We start from the raw sequence: 20629 nt of genomic DNA, 5'->3' as shown, positions 1-20629 counted from the left end.
GTAAGTGGTCTGCACCAATCAGTTGTCCCGGAGATGCAAAGATCATTACCGGTGGTGAGGGCTCGGCGTAGGCTGTCGCGGGTGAGTGATCAGCCGGTAGACGGACCTGCCCGCAGTGCCAGGGCTACGCCACGCGCGCCGCGCAGCGTCGAAGCTCGGAGGCGGCAACAGGAGATCCTGCATATCGCCACGGATACGTTCGCCGCCCGCGGCTACAACAACGCATCCCTGGCGGAGATCGCCGACCGCGTGGGATTGACCCAGGCCGGCGTACTGCACTACTTCCGGTCGAAGGCCTTGCTGCTCACCAGTGTCCTGGAACTCCGCGACGAGGCAGACATCGAGCAGCTTGGCACCGAGCGCCCGCAAGGCCTTGAGTTCCTCCGTCATCTCGTCGCCACCGCCCGCCGGAACGCCGAGCGCGAGGGCATCGTCAGGCTCTACACCGTGCTCTCCGCCGAGTCCGTCACCGACGCCCACCCGGCCCAGGCGTACTTTCGAGACCGTTACGCCGGTCTGCGCGCCTTCGTCACCGACGCCGTGATCGAGGCCTGCGGAGCCGACGAGGAGACCAGGCCGGCCGCGCAGAACGCGGCGAACGCCATCATCGCCGTCATGGATGGTCTCCAGGTCCAATGGCTGCTTGCCCCGGACAACGTCGACATGGTGGCCTCCACGGACCTGGTCATCACGTCGTTGCTCGCACACCTTGCTCCTGAGCGCTTCTCCGCGACCACTTGAGCCGGCTGCGGACGGCTCGCGGACCGGCGTCCACCCCAGCTGGAGCGTCTCGGCGTGGCGGCCAAGGCCGCCGTCGACCGGGGCCACGCGGAGGCGGTCACCGGCTTTCGAACCGAAGCGATCGACCGGGTGGACGACGGCCGTCTGGTCCTGGTCGACGAGGACGGCCGCCGCCTGGAGCCCGTGGACGAGGTGATCGTGCTGCTCGCGCCGCCCTGCTCGTCCTGCGGCGCGCAGATCCTGAGTGGGACGGCTGCTCCGGTCCCAGAGGAGGACGCGTGGGCCCGCCACCGCCCCACCTTCCGCGACGCTCTCACCCGTGGGACCGCTGCCCCATGCACCCTGCCCGACGCGCCTGACCAGGCTCCGGTCGCCGGGATTCGATGCGCGGCACGGCTGGAGGGGGACCGGGGCGCGGGGGGGGGCCTCGCCCTGGTGGACTGCTGTGATGTCCCACCTGGCGAAGCCCGACCCCAAGGTCCCGATCGTCACTCCGTGCGGGCGGCGAGCGCCGCGCGCCAGCCGCCGTGCGCGGTGATCTCCCGCGCGCCGTCGAGGGCCTCGGGCTCGCAGAGGAAGCCCGGCACGCGGGTGCCGTCCGCGAGTTCCACGCTGCCGAGGGCCATCGGGCGGGGGAGGGCGGCCACCAGCGCGCCCAGCCCCTCGGCGGGCAGCCGCCACACCTCGGCCTCGATCGCCGCTCCGCCGTCGCGCACCCGGACCAGACCGGGTTTCGCGGGCGTCGTGTCCAGGGCGTACAGCCGGTACGCGGGCGCCGTCGCGGTCGTGCGGACGAACCGGCCGCCGAGGGCGAGCAACTGCCCGTTGAGCGGCTGCCCGGACAGGTGCGCGCCGATCACCGCCAGGTCCAGGGGCGGAGCCATGAGCAGGCGGGCGATCCGGGCGAGGCGTTCGTCGGTGTGGGCCGGCCCGATCAGCATGACGCCGAACGGCCGTCCCGCCACCTCGCCCGCCGGGACGGCGACCGCCGCGAGGCCGAACAGGTTGGTGGAGTTGGTGAACCGGCCGAGCCGGGCGTTCGCGTCGAGGGGTGCGGCCGCGACGTCGGCGAGAGTCGGGTGCCCGGGCGTGGTCGGCAGGAGCAGCGCGTCCGCGTCGCCGAGGGAGGCCAGGGCCTGGGCGCGGAGGCCGGCCAGTCTCTCGCGGTCCGCGTACAGGCGGTGAGCCGGCACGTCGCGCGCCCCGGAGATGATCCCGGCCACCGTCGGATCGAGGCCCGGATCGCCCGCGTGCTCGTCGACGAAGGCGCCGACGGCCGTGTAGCGCTCGGCGACGAACGCACCCTCGTACAGCATGGCCGCTGCCTCGAGGAAGGGCGCAAGGTCCACGGGCAGGAGTTCGGCCCCCGCCTCCGCCAGCCGGGTCGCCGTCGTGACGAACGCCCCCGCCCAGCCCTCGTCCAGCTCACCGAGCTGCGGGGCCCGAGGCACCGCGACGCGCCACGGCCCTGGGCGGCGCGGCGGCACGGCGGCGAGGTCCACCGGTGCCGCCATGAAGGACAGGGCCTGCTCGGCCTCGGCGAGGGTGCGGGCGAACACCGTGACGCAGTCGAGCGACGCGCAGGCCGGGACGACGCCCTCGGCAGGGACGAGCCCGGGGGTCGGCTTGAGGCCGACGACACCGTTGAAGGCGGCCGGCACCCGGCCGGAACCCGCCGTGTCCGTGCCGAGGGCGAGGTCCACGAGACCGAGGGCGACCGCGACCGCCGAACCGGACGAGGACCCGCCGGACACGTACGCCGGGTCGACGGCGTTGCGGACCGCGCCGTACGGGCTGCGCGTACCCACCAGACCGGTCGCGAACTGGTCCAGATTGGTGGTGCCGAGGACCACCGTCCCGGCCGCCCGCAGCCGCGCCACCGCCGGTGCGTCGGCTGCGGGCCGGTACGCGTACGAAGGGCAGCCCGCGGTGGTCGGGAGCCCCGCGACATCGATGTTGCCCTTCACGGCGAGAACCGTTCCGGCCAGGGGCAGGCGCTCCCCGGCGGCGGTCCGCGCGTCGATGGCGGCGGCCTCCGCCTCGGCGTCCTCCTGGGGGCGGAGGTCGATCCACACCTCGGGCCGGTCCGCCCGGGCGATGCGGGCGTACGCGGCCCGCACCCGTTCCAGCGCACCCCTCATACGGCCACCTCCGCGGTCTCGACGGGGGCCAGGACGACGAGGGCGGTACCCGCCTCGACCTGGGTTCCCGGCCTGATCAGGACCTCAGCGACGACGCCTGCGGCGGGAGCCGTCACAGGGGACTCCATCTTCATCGCCTCCAGGGCGACGAGCTGCTGACCCGCCGACACCCGGTCGCCGACCTCGACGTTGACCTGCCAGACGCAGGCGGTGAGGTCGGCCTCGACCAGCCGGCCGCCCTCGGGCACCTCGACATCGGCGGTGGGCTGCACGACCTCGGTGGCCGCCTCGGCGCGGGCGAACTCGCCGGCGGTCTCCCAGGCGTCGCGTTCGGCGCCGAAGGCGGCGCTCTGCCGGGCCCGGAAGGCGGCGATCGACGCGGCGTTCGCGTCGAGGAAGTCCTGGTGGGCGGCGAGCGAGAAGGTGCCCTCCTCGGTCTTCGGCACGAACCGGCCGGAGACGATGTCCGCGCGCAGTTCCAGGAGTTCGTCGGCCCCGACCGGGTACCACTTGATCCGGTCGAAGAAGCGCATCAGCCAGGGCCTGCCGGGTGCGAAGGCGCCGCGCTGTTGCCAGGGCGACCACACCTGGGTCGTACGGCCGACGAACTGGTAGCCGCCGGGGCCCTCCATGCCGTAGATGCACAGGTAGGCGCCGCCGATGCCGACCGAGTTCTCCGCCGTCCAGGTGCGGGCCGGGTTGTACTTGGTGGTGACCAGCCGGTGCCGGGGGTCCAGCGGGGTGGCGACGGGGGCGCCGAGGTACACGTCGCCCAGGCCGAGCACCAGGTACTCGGCGTCGAAGACGGTGCGGTACACGTCGTCCGCCGTGTCCAGGCCGTTGACACGGCGGATGAACTCGATGTTCGACGGGCACCAGGGGGCGTCGTCGCGCACGCCGGCGATGTAGCGCGCGATGGCCTCACGGGTCGCCGGGTCGTCCCAGGACAGCGGCAGGTGCACGGTCCGGCTGGGTACCACCAGTTCGTCCGTGGCGGGGAGCTCCTCCTCCACGCGCAGCACCACGTCGAGCAGGTCGTGTTGCGGCAGCACGTCCGGATCGGTCTGGATCTGGAGCGAGCGGATGCCCGGCGTGAGGTCGACGACTCCGGGGAGCCCGCGTGCGGCCAGCGCCTCCGCGAGGGCGTGGACTCGCATGCGCAGCGCCAGGTCGAGCTGCATGGGCCCGTACTCGACGAGGAGGTTGTCGTCGCCGCTGCGCCGGTAGGTGACCGACGGGCGGGCGTCGTTCTCGGGCAGGCGGGCGAGGACGCCCCCGTCGACGATCACCTCGCGGTCGGCGCGCGGCACCGTGGCCGGGGCACGGCGCAGCCCGGCGGCGGCCTGCGCGGTGACCGGGACGAACCGGACGGTGTCGCCGGGGCGGAGTTGGCCGAGCTTCCAGCGCTGCCCGGTGACGACTGTCGCCGGGCAGACGAAACCGCCGAGCGACGGCCCGTCGGGGCCCAGGAGGACTGGCATGTCGCCGGTGTAGTCGACGGCGCCCACCGAATACGGCGTGTCGTGGATGTTGGAGGGGTGCAGCCCGGCCTCGCCGCCGTCCGAGCGCGCCCAGCGCGGCTTGGGGCCGACCAGCCGGACGCCGGTGCGCGCCGAGTTGAAGTGCACCTTCCAGTCCGCCGCGTAGAAGTCGCGGACGTCGTCCTCGGTGAAGAACTCCGGGGCGGCGTGCGGACCTTCGACCGCGCCGACATGCCAGACGGTGCCGAAGTCCGGCCGTTCGGCGACGGGGACGACGGAGGTCTGCGTGCGTGCCGCGCCGCCGTGCAGGACGTCGCCCGGGCGGAGGGCCCGTCCGCCGTGCCCGCCGAACCGGCCCAGGGTGAACGTGGCCGCGCTGCCCAGGAACTCCGGTACGTCGAGGCCGCCCGCGAACAGGACGTAGGTGCGCAGACCGTGGGCGGTGGGTGCGTCGACGGCGAGGGTCTGTCCGGCGTCGACGGTCACCGGTTCCCACTGCGGCACGGCGGCACCGTCGACCGTCACCCGTGCCGGGGCACCGGTGACGCAGACGGTGGTCGGGTGGGTGAACCGCAGGGAGGGGCCCTGGAGGGTGCATTCCAGTCCGGGGGCGCCTTCGTCGTTGCCGAGGGCGGTGTTGCCGAGCCGGAAGGACAGGTCGTCCATCGGCCCGCCCGGGGGGACACCGACCTGCCAGTAGCCGGTACGCCCCGGCCAGTCCTGCACGGTGGTCAGGGTGCCCGCGGCGACGACCTCGACGCGCGGGGTCGGGTCGGTGACGCCGGCGAGCGTGGCCGTGGAGTGGGCGGTCGCGCGGACGTCGGCGTTCCGCAGGGCCGCGCGGACCAGGCCGAGGTTGGTCTCGATGCCGTCGACGCGGGTCGCGGCGAGGGCCGCGTCGAGCCGGTGGAGTGCGTCGGTACGGTCGGTGCCGTGCGCGATCACCTTGGCGAGCATGGGGTCGTACGAGGTGGTGACCTCGGTGCCCGTCTCTACCCAGGCGTCCACGCGGACGTCGTCGGGGAAGGCGACCCGCGTCAGCAGGCCCGCGCTGGGGCGGTGGTCGCGGGAGGGGTCCTCCGCGTAGACGCGCGCCTCGACGGCGTGGCCCGTGGGGGCCGGGGGAGCGGTGACGACGTCGGTGTCGCCCTGGGCGAGGCGCAGCATCCAGGCGACGAGGTCGACGCCGTAGATCGCCTCGGTGACCGGGTGCTCGACCTGGAGGCGGGTGTTGACCTCCAGGAAGTACGCCTCCTCGCGGGCGGCGTCGTACACGAACTCGACCGTGCCGGCGGATCGGTAGTCGACCGACGCGCACAGGTCGCGGGCGGCGGTCGCGAGCCGGTGGCGGACGTGGTCCGGCAGGCCGGGGGCCGGTGCCTCCTCCAGGACCTTCTGGTTGCGGCGCTGGAGGGAGCAGTCGCGGTCGCCGAGGGTGACGACCCTGCCCCTGCCGTCCCCGAAGACCTGCACCTCGACGTGGCGGGCCCGCTCGACGAGTCGTTCCAGGAAGACCCCGGCGGAGGAGAAGGAGGCGGCGGCCACCCGCTGCACCCGCTCCCAGGCGTCGCCGAGTTGGGCCGCGTCGTGACAGGCCTGCATGCCGATGCCGCCGCCGCCCCCTGTCGCCTTGAGCATCACCGGGTAGCCGATCTCGTCGGCGGCGGCGAGGGCCGCGGTCACGTCGGGGAGGAGGCCGGTGCCGGGGGCGAGCGGGACGCCCGCCGCCTCGGCGGCGGCGCGCGCGGTGTGTTTGGCCCCGAAGAGCTCCAGTTGTTCCGGGGTGGGGCCGACGAAGACGATGCCGGCGTCCGCGCAGCGGCGCGCGAAGGCGGCGTCCTCGGACAGGAAGCCGTAGCCCGGGTGGATCGCGCCCGCTCCCGTGTCCTTGGCGGCCTTGAGGACCAGGTCGGCGTCGAGGTAGGACTCCTTGGCCGGGGCGGGGCCGAGCCGTACGGCCTCGTCGGCGATCCGGACGTGCTCGGTGGCGCGGTCGGCGTCGGAGTACACGGCGACGGTCCGCAGCCCGAGCGTCCGGGCGGTGCGGATGACGCGCGCCGCGATCTCGCCGCGGTTGGCGACCAGCAGGGTGTCGAAGGTCATCGTGCGCTGTCCTCGTCGTTCTCGCCGGGCTCGGTGATGGTCATCCGGACGGCCGTCGGGTCGAACCCGTTGCAGGGGTTGTTGATCTGGGGGCAGTTGGACAGCAGGACGAGGACGTCGGTGTCGGCGCGGAGCACGACCTTCAGGCCCGGGGCCGAGATGCCGTCGACGATGCCGAGTGTGCCGTCCTTCTCGACGGGCACGTTCATGAACCAGTTGATGTTGGAGACCAGGTCGCGTTTGCCGAGGCCGTGTTTGGCGCCCTCGCCGAGGAAGTTCTCCACGCAGGCGTGCTGCGACCAGGTGTGGTGGCCGTAGCGGAGGGTGTTGGACTCCTTGGAGCAGGCGCCGCCGAGGGTGTCGTGCCGTCCGCAGGTGTCCTCGACGACGGTCATCAGCGGCGTGTGCTCGTTGGAGAGCAGGACCGAGCCGGTGGTCAGGAAGACGTTGCCCTGGGCCTGGATCGTGTCGGGGGCGCTGTAGCGCACGGAGGTGTCGTGCGCGTCGTACACCAGGAAGTCCGCGGCCTGGTTGCCGTGCAGGTCGGTGAGGGTCAGCAACTGCCCCTTGCGGACGACCGCGGACCAGCCGGCGCGGGCGGGAACGGTGTCGTCGCGGACGACGAGTCCGGGAAGGGCGGTGACGGTCATGCGAGCCCCCGGGCGGTGAGGTGATCGGCGGTGTTCAGGAAGGCGCGGCGGCCCTCCGGGGCGGCGTCCCAGAGGGCGTCTCCGGGAGCGGTCGGACGGGACCGGTACGCCACTACCTGGAGGTCTCCGCAGACGTACCGCGGACGCGGGTCCAACGGGTGCGGCACGTTGGCGAGGAGGACGGTGACGTCCTGCTCGGCGCGCAGGGTGACGGACGCGCCGGGACCCGCCGAGCCGGTGAACACGGTGGTGCCGTCCTCGGCGATCCGTACGCCCTGGAAGAAGGAGACGGACGGCGGGAGGTCGCGCGGGGTGAGGCCGTTCTTCAGTGCGGCGAGCTTGAACAGCTCGCGTCCCGCCGGCGAGGCGGACTGCGGGGTCCCGTCCCCGTACCGGGCGGCGTTGCGCGCGAGGGTGGAGGTGCCGGTGAGGGCGTCGTGCCGGCCGGAGGTGTCCTGGACGACGGAGGCGAGCACGCGGCCCTGGTCGGAGAGGAGCAGGTGTCCCTCGCCGAGGTAGGCGTTCCAGAGCACCTTGACGGTGTCGGCCGTGTTCATCCGCTCCCAGGGCCGGTCGGCGCAGTGCAGGAGGAGGTGGGCGCAGGCGTCGCCGGTGAGGTCGGTCAGCCGCAGCTCGGTGCCGCGGGCGAGCACCTTGTGGGTGTAGTTGCCACCCGCCACGGTCTCGGCCCAGACGAGGTCGCCCGCCGCGACGCCCGGGGGAGGTTCCGGCCACTCGCTCGCGGGGACGACCGGCATGGCATCCGCCGGGGTCCCCTCCTGGGCGCGGGCATGTGCGCGGGCGCCGTACGCCGACGCGGTGACTGACGGTGGCGCTGAGGGTGTCCCCATGGCTCGACCTCCGGTGCGGGCTCGTCTCCGGCCTAATTTCTGTCGCTCGACAGAAATTAGGCAGCGGCCGCTTCACCGCCATTGCCCGCGCGTTTCCGGTCGGTTACCGAGGGCTCACCCCACGGCCCGCGCCCAGGAAGCGGATGACCCTGTGCGAGGATCACGCAGTGAGCACGCCGAACACGCCCGCCGGCAGGAGAGTCGGCCGCCCGAGAGCCCAAGAACGACCCGCCGACGGCCCCGAGCCGCGCGAAGAACTCCTCGCCGTGGCAGCGGAGTTGTTCACCACCCGGGGCTACACGGCCACCTCCACCCGCTCCATCGCCGAGCGCGCCGGGCTACGACAAGCGTCCCTGTACCACTACTTCGACGGCAAAGAGGCGATCCTCGCCGATCTGCTGGAGGGAACCGTACGACCCTCGCTGGAGTTGGCAGCCGGACTCGTCTCCCGTACCGAGGCGTCCCCCGAGGCACGCCTGTGGGCGCTGTGCCATTCCGACGCCACCCTGCTGTGCGCGGGGCCGCACAACCTCGGCGCGCTCTACCTGCTGCCCGAGGTCGGGACGGAGCGCTTCGCCGACTTCCACCGCCTCAGGGCCGAACTCAAGTCCGCCTACACGGGGCTGCTGGCCACCACCGAGCCCGGTGCGCACCTCACCCCCGAGGAACTGGCACTCCGCGCCGATCTCCTCTTCGGCCTCACCGAGAGCGTGATCCTCATCCGCCGCGCCGGCCCCGGCCACGACCCCGACGCCCTCGCGGGGGCGACCGCCGACGCCGCGCTCCGAGTGGCCGGCGTACCGCAGCGCGCCCTGGCACGACTGCGCCGCGAGGGCCTTGGGCTCCTCGCGGCACGGGTCTGATCCCCGGATCCCGGACGCGGACCTGTCTCAGGCGCCTGCGGTCGCGGCCTCCGGACCCGGTTGCACGGGAATCCCGTGCTCCGGGACGCCCCGACGCCGGCGGTACCAGCGGTAGGCCGCCCCCGTCGCGACCGTCGCCGCCAGGACCAGGACGGTGAACCAGCGGAAGTACCAGTGGCCGCCCTCAGGGTCGTACACCTCCGCACGCGGCCAGGCGAGGTTGACCGTCATGAAGACTCCGTAGGCGGCCGCGAGCACGTTGACGGGAAGTCCCCACCGCCCGAGGGAGAACAGGGGACGCCCGAGCTCGTCTCGCTCGGCGTCGGCCGGAGGCCGCCACTCTCCCCGCAGCCGCCGCACGAGCATCGGCCCGGTCACCATGGCGTACGCCAAGTACACCATCGCGATGCACGTCGTGCCGATGGCGAGGAACGCCTGCGGGGAGGCCAGGTTGAGCAGGAGCAGCAGTGCCGCACCGACGCCGACCACCACCGCGGCCGTGCCGGGCATCCCGGTCCGTCGCGGCACCCGCGCCAGGGCCGCCGACCGGGGAAGGACGCCGTCCCGGGCCATGGAGAAGAGCATCCGGGTCGCCGAGGTCTGGATGGCGAGGGTCGCCGCGCAGACGGCGACGGCCACGTCGGCGAGCAGAACCCGGCCGAGGCCGTCACCGAGGGTACTGGTGAGCACGTAGCCGAGCCCCTCCGTCGCCAGCCGCCCGTCGGTGAGGCTGGGCGCGGCGAGCAGACCGCCGAGCAGCAGCAACCCACCGCAGACACCCGAAGTGGTCAGCGCGGTGAGCGTGGTGCGAGGCGCGGTGCGCCGGGGGTTGACGGTCTCCTCGCTCATCTCGCTCGCGCTCTCGAAGCCGATCAGCACGTACGCGGCGGTGAACGAGCCCACCAGGAGCGCCGTGATGAGGCCGCCCTCGCCGCCGGTGTGCAGGGTGATACCGGGGTCGCGTTCCGCGTGGGTGGCCAGGAGGACGACGATCAGGGCGACGCCGGCGATCTCGGCGGTGACCCCGACCGTGTTGACGGCCGACAGCGCCCGGTTGTCCAGGACGTTGAGCAAGGTGGTGAGTGCCAACAGCACGAGGCCGAGGAGGACGGCGTTGGCGGCACCGCTGGCCGTCGTGGGCGACGGGTCGCCGCCGACGATCTGGAAACCGGACCAGACGGCCGGCAGGACGACCTGCAGGGCGAGCGCGGCGGCCGCCACCACCACGATCCGCCCGATCACCATGATCCAGCCCGCGTACCACCCGAAGGCGGGGGAGCCGAGCCGGCTCGCCCACTGGTAGATCGCTCCGGCGATGGGCAGGCGGGCGGCGAGTTCGGCGAAGCAGGCGGCGACGAGGAGCTGCCCGATGAGGACGGCCGGCCAGGTCCAGAAGAAGAGAGGCCCCCCGAAGGAGTAGCCGAGGGAGAAGAACTGGAAGACCGTGGTCAGCACGGAGATGAAGGAGAACCCGGCGGCGAAGGAGGCGTACCGCCCCATCCGCCGCCGCAGCTCCTGGGGGTAGCCGAACGGGGCGAGTGCGCCGCCGTCACCCGGCGATGGAGATGCGGGTGGCGTGGCATCGGTGGTCACGGTCATGGCGGTCCCCTGTCGCGGAGGTGAGTCGTCCCTGCGAATTCCTGTCGAGTGACAGAAATTAGGGACGACCCGTTTCCGCCGCGTGTCGCGGCCGTATCCCGCCCGTTAGTGACTGCTCTCCCGGGAGCCCGGCTCGGCCCGAGCGGTGGGGGCCGAACATTCCACCTACGCGGGTTGTCCCGTAAAAGATCTACGGAACGCCGATCGAGGATCGGTGTTGTGCGTCATCCGGTGAGAGTGTCGGCGACCGGCGGGCGGGCTCGGTGGCCGAGGGCGCGGGTGGGTGTTCCGTGGCCGGGATGCGGGCACCTCTCCGCGAGGCGGCCCGGTGACGTCCGCTCCGGCCGGTGGCTACGTCCGGCCGGGCCGGACGGCGGCCGGGATGCGTTCCAGGACTCCGCCGGCGAAGACGTCGTACAGGGGCAGCGTCTCCAGATGGACGTAGCCGATGTGGCAGTCGCAGACCGTCAGCGGGCACGGCCGTGGGCGCAGCGCGGCCCGGTAGCTGCCGTCGTACAGGTTGCCGAGCTCGGCGCGGACGAAGTGGCAGCGGCGCACGGTGCCCTCCCCGTCGACCGAGATCACGGACTCGCCGGTGCGGCAGGGCAGTCCAGCGCTGGCGTGCGGGGTGCGGCTGTAGGGGAACAGCGCGTCCAGCACCGTCCAGTCCTCCGCTTCGGCGTCGTCGTATGTGTGTCCCTCGGCCGCGTTGACCCACAGGTACACGTGGTCCGGCAGGTCGGCGCGCAACCGGCGGGCGGCCGACAGGTGTTCGGGCAGACCGACCACGCCGACGCTGTAGCGCACACCGCGCCGGGCGAGGTCGTGGCACTTGGTGAGGAAGCGGTCGTAGGGCGTCTGACCCGGGTGATAGGTGCACCACAGGGCGAGGGTGTCGCGGTCAGCGGTGTCCAGCCAGTCGGTGCGGCAGCTGAGGTTGGTCTGGATGGCGACGCGGCGGATGTGCGGCAGGTGGGACAGCTCCGCGAGGGTGCGCCGGTACCAGGAGCGCACGAGTCCCTCGCCCCACGGGGTGAACAGCAGGGAGAGCCGGTCGCCGGTCTGCGCGGCGGCCCAGGCGGCGAAGCGGTCCAGGGCGGCCCGGTCGGCGCGGAGCTGGGTGGGGGAGTCGCGCCGCTTCGCGAACGGGCAGTAGGGACAGTCGTAGTCGCAGGAGGCGAGGGGGCCGCGGTAGAGGACGGTGAGGTCCATGGCCGGATGTCACTTCCTCTCGTAGGCGGCCATGGCGGCGCGCACGGCGGGGGAGAACAGACGCGGACCGATGGCGTCGGAGTGTGCGAGGCCCTCGGGTGTCAGCCGCAGGCGGGCGGCGGTGGGGTCGGCCAGCCAGCCCTGGTGCGCGAGAACGTCGAGTTCGGCGCCGAAGTCGTCGGTGGGCAGGGAGCCGAAGCGGGCGCGGTAGTCGGCGGTGTCCAGGCCGTCGGCCTGCAGGAGCGACTGCAGCAGGTGGCGGCGGCGTGCCTCGCGGGGGTCGATGCGGTAGCCGACCGCCGCGCGCGAGAAGTCGGTGGTGGCGACGTAGTCGTCGATGATCCCGCGGATCTCGTGCATGCCGACGGCGTAGTCGAACGAGTAGTGCAGTGCGGAGGTGTAGGAGCGGGCTCCGCAGCCGAGGCCGATCATGCCGTCGGTCTGGCAGGCGTAGTCGTCGGCGCCCTGTGGCGGGGCGTCGGCCCGGCGGAACATCCGCATCGACTGCTGGACGTACCCCTGGGCCAGCAGGTGGTCGCGGCCCGAGCGGTATAGCCGCAGCCGCTGCTCGTCCCACGCCGGGTCGCGGCCGGAGTCCGGGCGGTGGCGGTTCAGGCCGGTCAGGGGGCGGACGTAGAGCGGGTACAGGTAGAGCTCCTCCGGCCGCCAGGCGAGCGCCGCGTCCAGCGAGCGCAGCCAGGTCTCCTCGGTCTGGCCGTCGATGCCGTAGATGAGGTCGATGTTCAGCACCGGTATGGCCGCGTCGCGGATGCGGCCGAGGGCTGCCTCCACGTCGGCGCGGCGCTGCGGACGGACGGCGGCGCGGGCCTCGGAGTCGACGAAGCTCTGCACGCCGAGGCTCAGCCGGGTGGTGCCGCGTTCGGCCAGCACGGCCAGGCGGTCGGTGGTGGCCGTGGCGGGCGAGGCCTCGACCGACAGCGGTACCGCGCGCAGGTCGGCGCCCATGCGCTGCTCGGCAATGTCGCAGAGCCGGTCCAGTTCCCGGGCGGTGAGGAACGTGGGGGTGCCGCCGCCGAAGGCGGCGGTGGCGAAACGCGTGCCGTCGTCGTCGCCGAGCGCGTCGCGCACGGCCGTCGCCTGCCGCTCCAGGGCGTCCAGGTAGGCACCGGTCAGTCCGTCGGGGGCGCCGATGCGGGTGAAGAGGTTGCAGAACCCGCAGCGCACCTCGCAGAACGGGATGTGCAGGTAGAGCGAGAGGGCGCTCTTGTCCTCCCTCTCCCACAGGGACGTCAGCGACGGCCGGTCGGGCAGGGGCCGGTAGGCGGTCTTGTGGGGATAGGCGTAGACGTAGTGCTGGTAGGGGCCGGTCGGCGGGGCGGTGGTCATCGGGCGGCCTCGGCGGGGTCGAGGAGGAACTGGGCGTACGGCACGGTCCAAACGCACTCGTGGCCGAGGCGGTGCCCGGTGTAGCCGTCGTCGCCGTAGGCGGTGCCGTGGTCGGAGCAGACGATCGCGAAACAGCGGCGCCGCGAGCTCGCGGCCGCGAACAGCCGTCCGATGTGCCGGTCGACGTACTCAAGGGCGGCGGCGTGGGTGGCACGCGTGTCACCGGCCTCCCGGGTGGCGCCGGGCAGGTGGAACCAGTTCGGCTGGTGCAGCGCCGAGACGTTGACGAAGAGGAACAGGCGCCGGTCCGCGGGGAGCCGGGCGACGACCTGCTCGGCCCGCTCGACCTGGTTCTCGAAGGAGCGGGGTGAGGTGACGCCGAACTCCGGCTCCCAGTGCGATTCCTGGAACAGGCCCGGCAGCACCGAGCCGAGCGGGCCCTGCTTGTTGAAGAAGCCCACTCCTCCGATGCACACCGTGTGGTAGCCGGCCTTCGCCAGCCCGCCGACGAGGTCGGGGGTGTCGTAGACGAAGGTGCCTTCGGCGGTGGTCTCGCTGCCGGCGAAGCTCGCCGCGAAGAGCCGTGGATGCGGCCCGGGCGCGGCCGGGGTGGGCAGGAAGCCGGCGAAGATCGCCTGGTGCGAGGCGTAGGTGAAGCTGCCCGGCGCGTGCCGCTTCTCCCAGCGGCCACCCGGCAGATGACGCGCGAGGTGGGGGATGCGGCCCGCTGCCGCCAGTTCCTCGGCCACGTCGTGGCGCAGGGTGTCGAGGGTGACGAGGAGGATGTCGTGCTCGCCGACGACGTCGTTCATGTCGGGCTGGGTCATGCGGTGTTCCTGTTCTGTACGGGTGCGGCGGCCGGCGGGGCCGGGCGGTGTCACACGGCCCGGGCGGGCGTGCGCGGGGCACCGGGCTGCGTGCCGGCCGGGTGATCGGGCAGGGAGGAGGGCGCCTGCGCCGTCGACCATGGGACGTCGGGGCGGGCGGGTCCGCGCAGCACCGCCGCGACCTGCGCGCCGTAGGTGTCCAGGCCCTCCGCGCCGCTGCCGGGCAGGCCGGTGAGACCGGGCAGCAGATCACCGAAGGCGTTGACCTCGCCGACGACCGTCCGGCGCCAGCCGACGGCCGGCAGCAGGTCGACGCCGACACACAGGGTGCGCGGAAAACACGCGGCCGCCCGCTCGCACACCTCCAGCACGTCGCTCCAGCGGCCGCCCGCCGCCACGACGGCCGCACGGGCCGCGTCGAGGTCGCCGCGGCGTCCGCCCAGATGGAGGTTGGTCAGGGGCGAACGGCTGGTGCGCACCACGGCGTGCGTGGCCCGGCCGGCCACCACGACCACCCGGAAGTCGGTCGCGCGGCCCTGCTGGGACGCCTTGGGCACCCACCGCTCCAGGTGCAGGCCGTCCGGGGCGAGTGCATCCACGATGGCGGCGACATCCCGCTCGTCCTCGTAGCGGCGCAGCTTGAGGGAGTTGTACAGCCGGCCGTCCGCGGTCACCTCCACGGACGTGGTCGCCCTGATCCGGCCGCCGCCCGACTCCACGGCGAGGACTCCGGACGCCGACGACCCGTGGGCGGGTTTCACGAACAGTCGCGCCATCCGGTGGGTGCGCATCAGCGCCCGCACGTCGTCCCAGCCGCGCACCGGGGCGCCGCCCGGCCCGGAGGTGGGGGAGAAAGGCACCGGCACGCCCGCCGCGTCCAGAACGGCGTGGCAGCGGCGCTTGTCGAATAGCACGGACACCTCGTCCGGGTCGTCCAGCCGGACGCCGCCGCCCAAACCGCGCAGCGCGGCCGTGAACCCGGCGTACCAGCGCGCCGATCCCTCCACCCGGGTGGGTTCCGCGGCGCCCCGCAGCATGCGGTCCACCTCAGGGTCCTCGCCGGGAGAGTCGACGCGGACGATCTCGCCCGGGGCGAAGCGGGCGCCTCCCCGGCGCAGGACGTCCGTCCACGGCACCACGCGCGGGCCGGGCAGGCCCGCCGCGCGCACCGCGTCGGCGAACAGCGTCACGCGGCGGTTGCCGGGATTGCCGACCACCGCGAAGCGCACACCGGCCGCCACCCCCGACGTACCGGCCGTCCCCCGCTGCCCCGGGACCGGGTTGTCCGTGCTCACTCGCCGACGGAGACGTAGCGCCAGACCGTGCCGTCCTCCTCGGTCTCCTCCTCGGCGTCGTCGCGGTCGAGGTCGACCTCCACACCGGCCGGCTCCAGCGCCTGACGCACCTGCTCCTCCAAGGCCTTGCTCAGGTAGTGGTGGTGCAGGTCGAGCTTCTTCAGGTGGGTCAGCGGCTGACCGTTCAGCAGGGCCCCCGCGCCCTCGTCGGTCAGCACGCCCATGGACAGGTCCAGGACCTCCAGGCGGGCCACGACGGGGGCGGCGGCGACGGCCGCGGCCACCGCGTCCTGTATCTCGCTGTTGCGCAGGGCCAGATGGCGCAGGCGCGGCAGCCGGGCGCCGGACAGGATCGGCTCCAGGTCGGCGGCTTCGCTGTCGCCGCCGTAGTCGGGCGTGCCCAGCCACAGGTCGAGGTGCTCCAGCGCGGGCAGGTCGCTGGCGCCGATACCGCGCACCACCGACGCGGGCAGGCCGCCGGTCTCCACGACGAGACGGCGCAGCGCGGCATGCTGCACGGCGGTGAAGCCGAGGCCCGACCCGCCGCGCACGCCGAACTCCTCCAGGGCGGGGAAGCCGGCCAGCAGCGGTGCGACATCGGTCTGGTTGATCCAGGAGATCTCGCACTCCTCCATCACCATGTCGCCCAGGAAGAGCGCGCGCAGCGCGGGCAGCCGGTCGCGGGCGGCCAGCAGGGCCTCGACGACGTCGGAGGGGTCCGAGTCGTAGGCCTCCTCCCAGGCACCGACGATCAGGGCGCGCACCTGGGTGGTGTCGACGGTCTCGCAGAAGCGGGTGAACGCCGCGGTCCAGCTCTCGTCGGAGTCGTACACGTCCGCGGAGATGCGCCAGGCGACGGAGTCCGGCTCGGGCAGGCGGCCGGCCGGGGTGCCGGGGCCGGGGAAGGCGTGAGCGGGCAGCCGGTACAGCTCGTGCAGGTGGTCACCGATGGTCATGCGGCTGCTCCTGGAAGAAGGGGTGTGCGATCCGTGATGCCGCAGTTCTACCAACCGCCACTGACAACACAGGATGGTGGGGCGGCTTTCGGGGCAGCGGGCGCCCCCTACGGTCGTGGTCACGCGGCCGGTGCGCGGCGCACCCGGCGGGGAGGGCAGGGCTGTGTACCAGCAGGGAGACGTCCTGATCGTGCCCGTGGCGCAGGAGGCGGTGCGGAGCACGTGGCGTACACGCACGAGGAAACGCCGGGACGGACGCGCCCGTCTGACGCTGGCGCTCGGCGAGTTGACCGGGAACGCCCACGCGGTGGTGAGGCCGGGGGAGTTGGTGCGCGAGCCCGGGCCGCTCCATCCGCTGCCGCGGCACCTGCCGAAGGGCGGTCGGGTCGTCCACGGGCGGATGCTGCCGCAGTGACGCCGAAGCCCCACTGGAGCGAGCTGACCACCACCGAACCTCGAGGAACCCGCGCCTGCCGTGCGGTGGCCTGGGCGATTGAGCTCGGGCTGCCCCCTGTTGCGTCTGCGGTGGTGCCGAAGGGGAGCGGATGCTGAGCCGCGCCGGCTATCTGCCCCCGTGACATGTCGATCACCTTTGTGGGTGCACGGCCTGTGGGATGAGGCAGTCGGGCGACGACCGGCATGTTGCGGACGGCCGAACAGGTGACATTCGGTTGAGGTGGCTGCGATGCTTTGCGCCATGATCATGATCGCTGGCCCTTCGGCCGCAGACACATCCGACCCGATAGGGGTCCTGATCCTCCTCGCAGTCCTGGGCGCCGCGGCTGTCTGCCTCGGAGGGAGGTGGGCGTTCAACCTGCGCGGTGCTGTTGATTCGACGCTGGCGCGAAGACGGGCCGCCCTGGAGTTGAGAGGCCAGCGCACGGGGGATCTGAGCCTCGCGGACACCAGAAGCCTCAGCCCCGTCTTCTTCAGGTATGTCGGCAGCGTCATTGCCGTGGCGGGACTTGCCATGCTGGGCCTGAGCCTGATCCTCGCGACCGGCTGAGTCACCGATGGACGCGCCGCCCACCGCGACGATCGGGCTGGACCGCAGCCGCACCGGCCCTGCCGCCAGATCAGCCACCACCGGCGCCGCGAAGCCGGCCGGCACGCTGCTCAGCGCTCCCAACGCCACACGGGGCCGTGGGGGTCGTATCCGCCGGGGTCAGCTATGGATGACCCGAGACGTCAGGCGAGGACTGAGCGGCCTGTGGGCCTCAGCCGGAGTTACCGAGGAGCTGCCGTCTGCCCTCGCATCATCGCCGTACGTTCCTGGTGGCGACGATGAACCAGACCTTGCCCGGCTGGATCGCATGCGGAGCAGAATGGCGGCCATCCCTGCAATGGGGGTGGAGGTTTCGCCTGCGTCCGCCGCTCGGCACCGGCTCTTCATCGGCTCGGTGTCACGGAGCCGCGGGGCCGCTGGTCACGCTGGTCCACCGCCCGGATTCGACCGAGATCACCGTCAGGCGCCGGTTACGGGTGTCGCCGTAGCCGTCGAAGGCGACCCGGCCCGTGACTCCGTCGAAGGTGAGCCGGGACACGGCCTCGGGCATCCTCGCCCGCGCGTCCCCGGGCAACGCGCCGTCGTTGGCCTTCACCAGGGCCTTGACGGCCTCGATGATGCTCCACGTGGCGTCGTAGGCGTACGGCCCGTACCAGCCGGCTGCCTCGGTATACCCCGCCTTGCGGTACCGGGCGAGGAAGTCCGCCCCCTTCGCCTGCTGTTCGGCGGGTACGCCGATGTGCACGGCGAGGTCCCCGTCGACCTCCGGTCCGGAGGTGAGGTACTGCTGGTCGTAGATGCCGTCGCCGCCCATCAGGGGGACGTCGACCCCGGCTTGACCGAGCTGCCGGGAGAGCGCCCCGGCGGTGTCGTAGTAGCCGCCGAAGAAGACCGCGTCGGCGCCCGAGGCCCGGAGCTTCGCCACCAGGCCGGAGAACCCTCTCTGGTCGGTGTCGACGTGCTCCTGGCCCACCACGCTCCCGCCGAGCTTCTCGAACTCGGCCGTGAAACCGGAGACGAGTGCGGTGCCGTAGGCGGTTCGGTCGTCGACGACGTACAGCTTGCCCTTCCCCGCGTCGTTCCGCAGGTACCGCGCGGCGAACGGCCCCTGGTCCGCGTCGTTCGCCAGGGTGCGGAAGTAGGTGTCGTGCGGACGGGACTTGGTACCGGATGCCCAGTCGGGGCCCAGCGTCAGGACGGGGCTGGTGTTGGCCGGTGAGACGTTGACCAGATCGGCGTCGGCCAGGGGCGGCACCATCGACTCCGCCACGCTGGAACTCACGGGGCCGACCACGCCGAGCACCTTCGGGTCGGACACGAAGCCCGCGGCGTTCGTCGCGCCCTTGGCGGGGTCGCCCGCGTCGTCCACAGCCTTGATCTCGAAGCGCACACCGGGGACGGCCTTCTTCTCGTTCGCCGTCCGGACGGCGAGGTCGGCGGAGTTGCGCACACCGAGGCCCAGCTCCGCCAGCGCGCCGGTGAGCGGTGCGTCCACGCCGATCGCGACGGTGACGGCGGGACCCTCGGCACCGTTTCCGGCCACACCGCCGCCGTGCGGCTTGTCGTTGTCGCCGGACAAGGTCCAGGTCAGTGCGGAACCGGCCGCGAGCGTGGCCAGAGCCGCGCCCACGATCACGGAACGCCGGGTGAGGACACGTGCCCGTCCGGCCTTCCGGTCGCCCGCTTCCGCCTTGACGGTCGCCTTCAGCGACACCAGATCCTCCGTGGGCGGAGGAGGAACGGGTCCCGGCACGGGCGGAGGACTGGTCGGGCGGCTCGGGACCAGCGGAGGACCCGTCGGGCGGTCCGGGCTCGGACGCCGGGGATCGACCGGTGTCGACCCGGAGTCCGGGACCGTGGGAACCCGGGGGGCCGCAGTGGCGGATGGTGGGGAGGGTTCGGTGCGGAGTGCCGGATCCGCCACGGCATCCTGTTCCGCTTCGGATGCGTGACCACGCTCGTCCGCCTCCTCGGCGGCCGGGAGGGAGCGGAGCACCGACGCCAGCATCCGGCCGGCCTCGGCGGCACCCACCCGCTGCTCGGGATCCTTGACGAGCAGCGCGTCCAGCAGCGGCGCGAGCGGTCCAGCGTGCACCGGTGGTCGGTGCGGGCGGGTGAACACGGCCACCGCCAGGGCGTGCAACCCGTCCGCGTCGAACGGAGGCTGCCCCTCGACGGCGTGATACAGCGTGGCGCCCAGCGCCCACAGGTCGTTGGCGGGAGTCGGCCGTTTGCCCTCGAGCTGCTCCGGGGGCATGTACTGCGGTGTGCCGATGACCATTCCGCTGCGGCTGAGCTTCGTCGTGGCGTCGGCGAGGTGCGCGATGCCGAAGTCGGTGAGGACGACCCGGTCCTTGGTCAGGAGCACGTTGTCCGGCTTGATGTCACGGTGGACGATCCGCGACCTGTGTGCCTCGGTGAGGGCGTCGAGGACGATCGCGCCGATCTCGGCCACCCGCCGTACGGGCAGCCGGCCCTGTGTGCGGACGGCGGCGGCCAGCGACGCACCGCGGACGAACTCCATGACGATGACGGGGGCACCGTGGTGCTCCACCACGTCATGGATCGTGATGATCCCCGGGTGGCTGAGAACGACCGCGGCACGGGCCTCACCGGTGAAGCGTCCGACGAGCGTGGCCCGCTCGTCGTCGTCCATCCCCGGGGGGAAGAGGATCTCCTTGACGGCGACCTCGCGTCCGAAGAGCTGCCGGTCCTGTGCACGCCAGACGCGGCCCATGCCGCCCTGGCCGATGCGCTCGACCAGTTCGTACCGGCCTGCGATGAGTTCGGGGTTCTGCTCGGTCACGCGCACACTTTAGATCTCGTCGGGCCGTTCGGGTGAGGGTGAGGATGGCTCGTTCACGACGTGGTGGCTCTCATCCCGTCGAACCGTCGGCGTGGGTGATCAAGGTGACGGGATCCATGAGCCGACTCCCTCCCCTCGGTGAAGTCGGCGCGCGGCATGACGTCACGTGCCGAACGCCCACGGTAGGGAGCGCGGTTCGCTGTGTATGGGGTTTGCCGGCTCTACCGCCATGAACAACTGCATTGTGCTATGCGAGTGTTGAGCCCTTCTGTCCAGCGCCGGCCCCCGGCACCCCCTGGTACCGCATCCCACCGACTACTTGGTGACGAGGCCGTGAGGGTTGTGCGAGGCAGCTCACAAGGACCGCCGTGCCGTCCCTCAGCGGAGCCGCAACCGGCGCGGGGAAGCCGAGGCACGGGAATTGCTCGTACCGGCCCTGCCGTTGGGTCTGGTCCAGGGGTCATGCGTGCCCTTGCCCGTGGAGCCACGAACCACGGGCCGACGAACCGAGGCGGTTTGGGTCTGGCTGTCGCTGTGGTCGTGGGCTTGTGCCGCGGTCGGTCCCTCCACCTTCGCCGCCCCCCCCGGGGGGCATAGAGGATCTTGAGTCCGATCAATGCCAGGGTGCTGGGCGCAGGCAACAACTACCCGTGCTCACCGCCGTGATCCAGGGTGGTCGATGTCACTCCGCTCAACGGGGGTCAACTGCCGCATTATGGCGGGAAATTGTCCGATCAGGTGTGCATGGCCA

The 20629-nt window shown here is 72.6% G+C and carries 14 protein-coding genes and 2 pseudogenes; 5 read left to right on the top strand and 11 right to left on the bottom strand.

Annotation, left to right across the window (positions count from 1 at the left end):
* Positions 1 to 81: 81 nt before the first annotated feature.
* Together KBY32_RS13345 and KBY32_RS35390 are read left to right on the top strand one after the other, a co-directional pair.
* The gene (locus KBY32_RS13345) at positions 82 to 741 is read left to right on the top strand and encodes a TetR/AcrR family transcriptional regulator (RefSeq protein WP_374224935.1); all 660 of its coding nucleotides are present in this window, start codon (positions 82 to 84) and stop codon (positions 739 to 741) included.
* Positions 742 to 750: 9 nt separating this feature from the next.
* Positions 751 to 945, top strand: a pseudogene (locus tag KBY32_RS35390) (flavoprotein); the annotation flags it as partial.
* A 284-nt stretch (positions 946 to 1229) separates the two neighbouring features.
* Here KBY32_RS35390 and atzF read toward each other — a convergent pair.
* Genes atzF through KBY32_RS13325 form a run of 4 tightly spaced genes read right to left on the bottom strand, consistent with a single transcriptional unit; the run spans position 1230 to position 7967 of the window.
* A complete protein-coding gene (gene atzF / locus KBY32_RS13340) occupies positions 1230 to 2882 on the bottom strand; it encodes an allophanate hydrolase (RefSeq protein ID WP_210980138.1) in 1653 nt (550 codons plus the stop codon).
* On the bottom strand, positions 2879 to 6466 hold the full coding sequence (gene uca, locus KBY32_RS13335) for an urea carboxylase (RefSeq protein WP_210980137.1): 3588 nt from the start codon (positions 6464 to 6466) through the stop codon (positions 2879 to 2881). Before uca ends, atzF begins: the two co-directional genes overlap by 4 nt.
* Positions 6463 to 7116, bottom strand: coding sequence for an urea amidolyase associated protein UAAP2 (locus KBY32_RS13330; RefSeq protein ID WP_210980136.1), 654 nt, complete (start codon positions 7114 to 7116; stop codon positions 6463 to 6465). Before KBY32_RS13330 ends, uca begins: the two co-directional genes overlap by 4 nt.
* Positions 7113 to 7967, bottom strand: coding sequence for an urea amidolyase associated protein UAAP1 (locus KBY32_RS13325; protein ID WP_210980135.1), 855 nt, complete (start codon positions 7965 to 7967; stop codon positions 7113 to 7115). The genes KBY32_RS13330 and KBY32_RS13325 overlap by 4 nt, the downstream gene beginning before the upstream one ends.
* A gap of 167 nt (positions 7968 to 8134) precedes the next feature.
* On the opposite strand from KBY32_RS13325, the gene KBY32_RS13320 reads away from it, so the two are divergent.
* On the top strand, positions 8135 to 8830 hold the full coding sequence (locus KBY32_RS13320) for a TetR/AcrR family transcriptional regulator (RefSeq protein ID WP_370592007.1): 696 nt from the start codon (positions 8135 to 8137) through the stop codon (positions 8828 to 8830).
* Between the two features lie 27 nt (positions 8831 to 8857).
* Here the strand turns inward: KBY32_RS13320 and KBY32_RS13315 are convergent, their stop codons facing one another.
* The 6 genes from KBY32_RS13315 to KBY32_RS13290 form a co-directional block, all read right to left on the bottom strand.
* Complete coding sequence (locus tag KBY32_RS13315; RefSeq protein WP_210980134.1) at positions 8858 to 10429, bottom strand: amino acid permease; 1572 nt, start codon at positions 10427 to 10429, stop codon at positions 8858 to 8860.
* Between the two features lie 351 nt (positions 10430 to 10780).
* Complete coding sequence (locus KBY32_RS13310) at positions 10781 to 11641, bottom strand: STM4011 family radical SAM protein (protein ID WP_210980133.1); 861 nt, start codon at positions 11639 to 11641, stop codon at positions 10781 to 10783.
* 9 nt (positions 11642 to 11650) lie between these two features.
* Positions 11651 to 12988, bottom strand: coding sequence for an STM4012 family radical SAM protein (locus KBY32_RS13305; RefSeq protein ID WP_210980132.1), 1338 nt, complete (start codon positions 12986 to 12988; stop codon positions 11651 to 11653).
* Positions 12985 to 13800, bottom strand: coding sequence for an STM4013/SEN3800 family hydrolase (locus tag KBY32_RS13300; RefSeq protein ID WP_210980338.1), 816 nt, complete (start codon positions 13798 to 13800; stop codon positions 12985 to 12987). Before KBY32_RS13300 ends, KBY32_RS13305 begins: the two co-directional genes overlap by 4 nt.
* 65 nt (positions 13801 to 13865) lie before the next feature.
* On the bottom strand, positions 13866 to 15056 hold the full coding sequence (locus KBY32_RS13295; RefSeq protein WP_210980337.1) for an STM4014 family protein: 1191 nt from the start codon (positions 15054 to 15056) through the stop codon (positions 13866 to 13868).
* Between the two features lie 50 nt (positions 15057 to 15106).
* Entirely contained in the window at positions 15107 to 16066 is a 960-nt protein-coding gene (locus tag KBY32_RS13290) for an STM4015 family protein (RefSeq protein WP_210980131.1), read from the bottom strand.
* Positions 16067 to 16229: 163 nt separating this feature from the next.
* Here KBY32_RS13290 and KBY32_RS13285 point away from each other — a divergent pair.
* Together KBY32_RS13285 and KBY32_RS13280 are read left to right on the top strand one after the other, a co-directional pair.
* Positions 16230 to 16460: pseudogene (locus KBY32_RS13285) on the top strand (hypothetical protein); the annotation flags it as partial.
* Positions 16461 to 16763: 303 nt separating this feature from the next.
* The gene (locus KBY32_RS13280; RefSeq protein WP_210980129.1) at positions 16764 to 17072 is read left to right on the top strand and encodes a hypothetical protein; all 309 of its coding nucleotides are present in this window, start codon (positions 16764 to 16766) and stop codon (positions 17070 to 17072) included.
* A gap of 397 nt (positions 17073 to 17469) precedes the next feature.
* Here the strand turns inward: KBY32_RS13280 and KBY32_RS35845 are convergent, their stop codons facing one another.
* A complete protein-coding gene (locus KBY32_RS35845; RefSeq protein ID WP_210980128.1) occupies positions 17470 to 19878 on the bottom strand; it encodes a bifunctional serine/threonine-protein kinase/ABC transporter substrate-binding protein in 2409 nt (802 codons plus the stop codon).
* Positions 19879 to 20629 lie beyond the last annotated feature (751 nt).

The sequence above is a fragment of the Streptomyces sp. RK62 genome, assembly GCF_018070255.1.
Lineage (GTDB): Bacteria > Actinomycetota > Actinomycetes > Streptomycetales > Streptomycetaceae > Streptomyces > Streptomyces nigra.
Note: the sequence above shows the minus strand (reverse complement) of the source record. Positions and strands in the feature narration are given on the sequence as shown.

What these genes read in the sequence shown, in the direction of transcription:
- KBY32_RS13325 (WP_210980135.1), bottom strand. Translation starts at nt 7,967, where the DNA reads ATGGGGACACCCTCAGCGCCACCGTCAGTCACCGCGTCGGCGTACGGC.
- atzF (WP_210980138.1), bottom strand. Translation starts at nt 2,882, where the DNA reads ATGAGGGGTGCGCTGGAACGGGTGCGGGCCGCGTACGCCCGCATCGCC.
- KBY32_RS13280 (WP_210980129.1), top strand. Translation starts at nt 16,764, where the DNA reads ATGATCATGATCGCTGGCCCTTCGGCCGCAGACACATCCGACCCGATA.
- KBY32_RS13305 (WP_210980132.1), bottom strand. Translation starts at nt 12,988, where the DNA reads ATGACCACCGCCCCGCCGACCGGCCCCTACCAGCACTACGTCTACGCC.
- KBY32_RS13315 (WP_210980134.1), bottom strand. Translation starts at nt 10,429, where the DNA reads ATGACCGTGACCACCGATGCCACGCCACCCGCATCTCCATCGCCGGGT.
- KBY32_RS13330 (WP_210980136.1), bottom strand. Translation starts at nt 7,116, where the DNA reads ATGACCGTCACCGCCCTTCCCGGACTCGTCGTCCGCGACGACACCGTT.
- KBY32_RS13310 (WP_210980133.1), bottom strand. Translation starts at nt 11,641, where the DNA reads ATGGACCTCACCGTCCTCTACCGCGGCCCCCTCGCCTCCTGCGACTAC.
- KBY32_RS13290 (WP_210980131.1), bottom strand. Translation starts at nt 16,066, where the DNA reads ATGACCATCGGTGACCACCTGCACGAGCTGTACCGGCTGCCCGCTCAC.
- KBY32_RS13300 (WP_210980338.1), bottom strand. Translation starts at nt 13,800, where the DNA reads ATGAACGACGTCGTCGGCGAGCACGACATCCTCCTCGTCACCCTCGAC.
- uca (WP_210980137.1), bottom strand. Translation starts at nt 6,466, where the DNA reads ATGACCTTCGACACCCTGCTGGTCGCCAACCGCGGCGAGATCGCGGCG.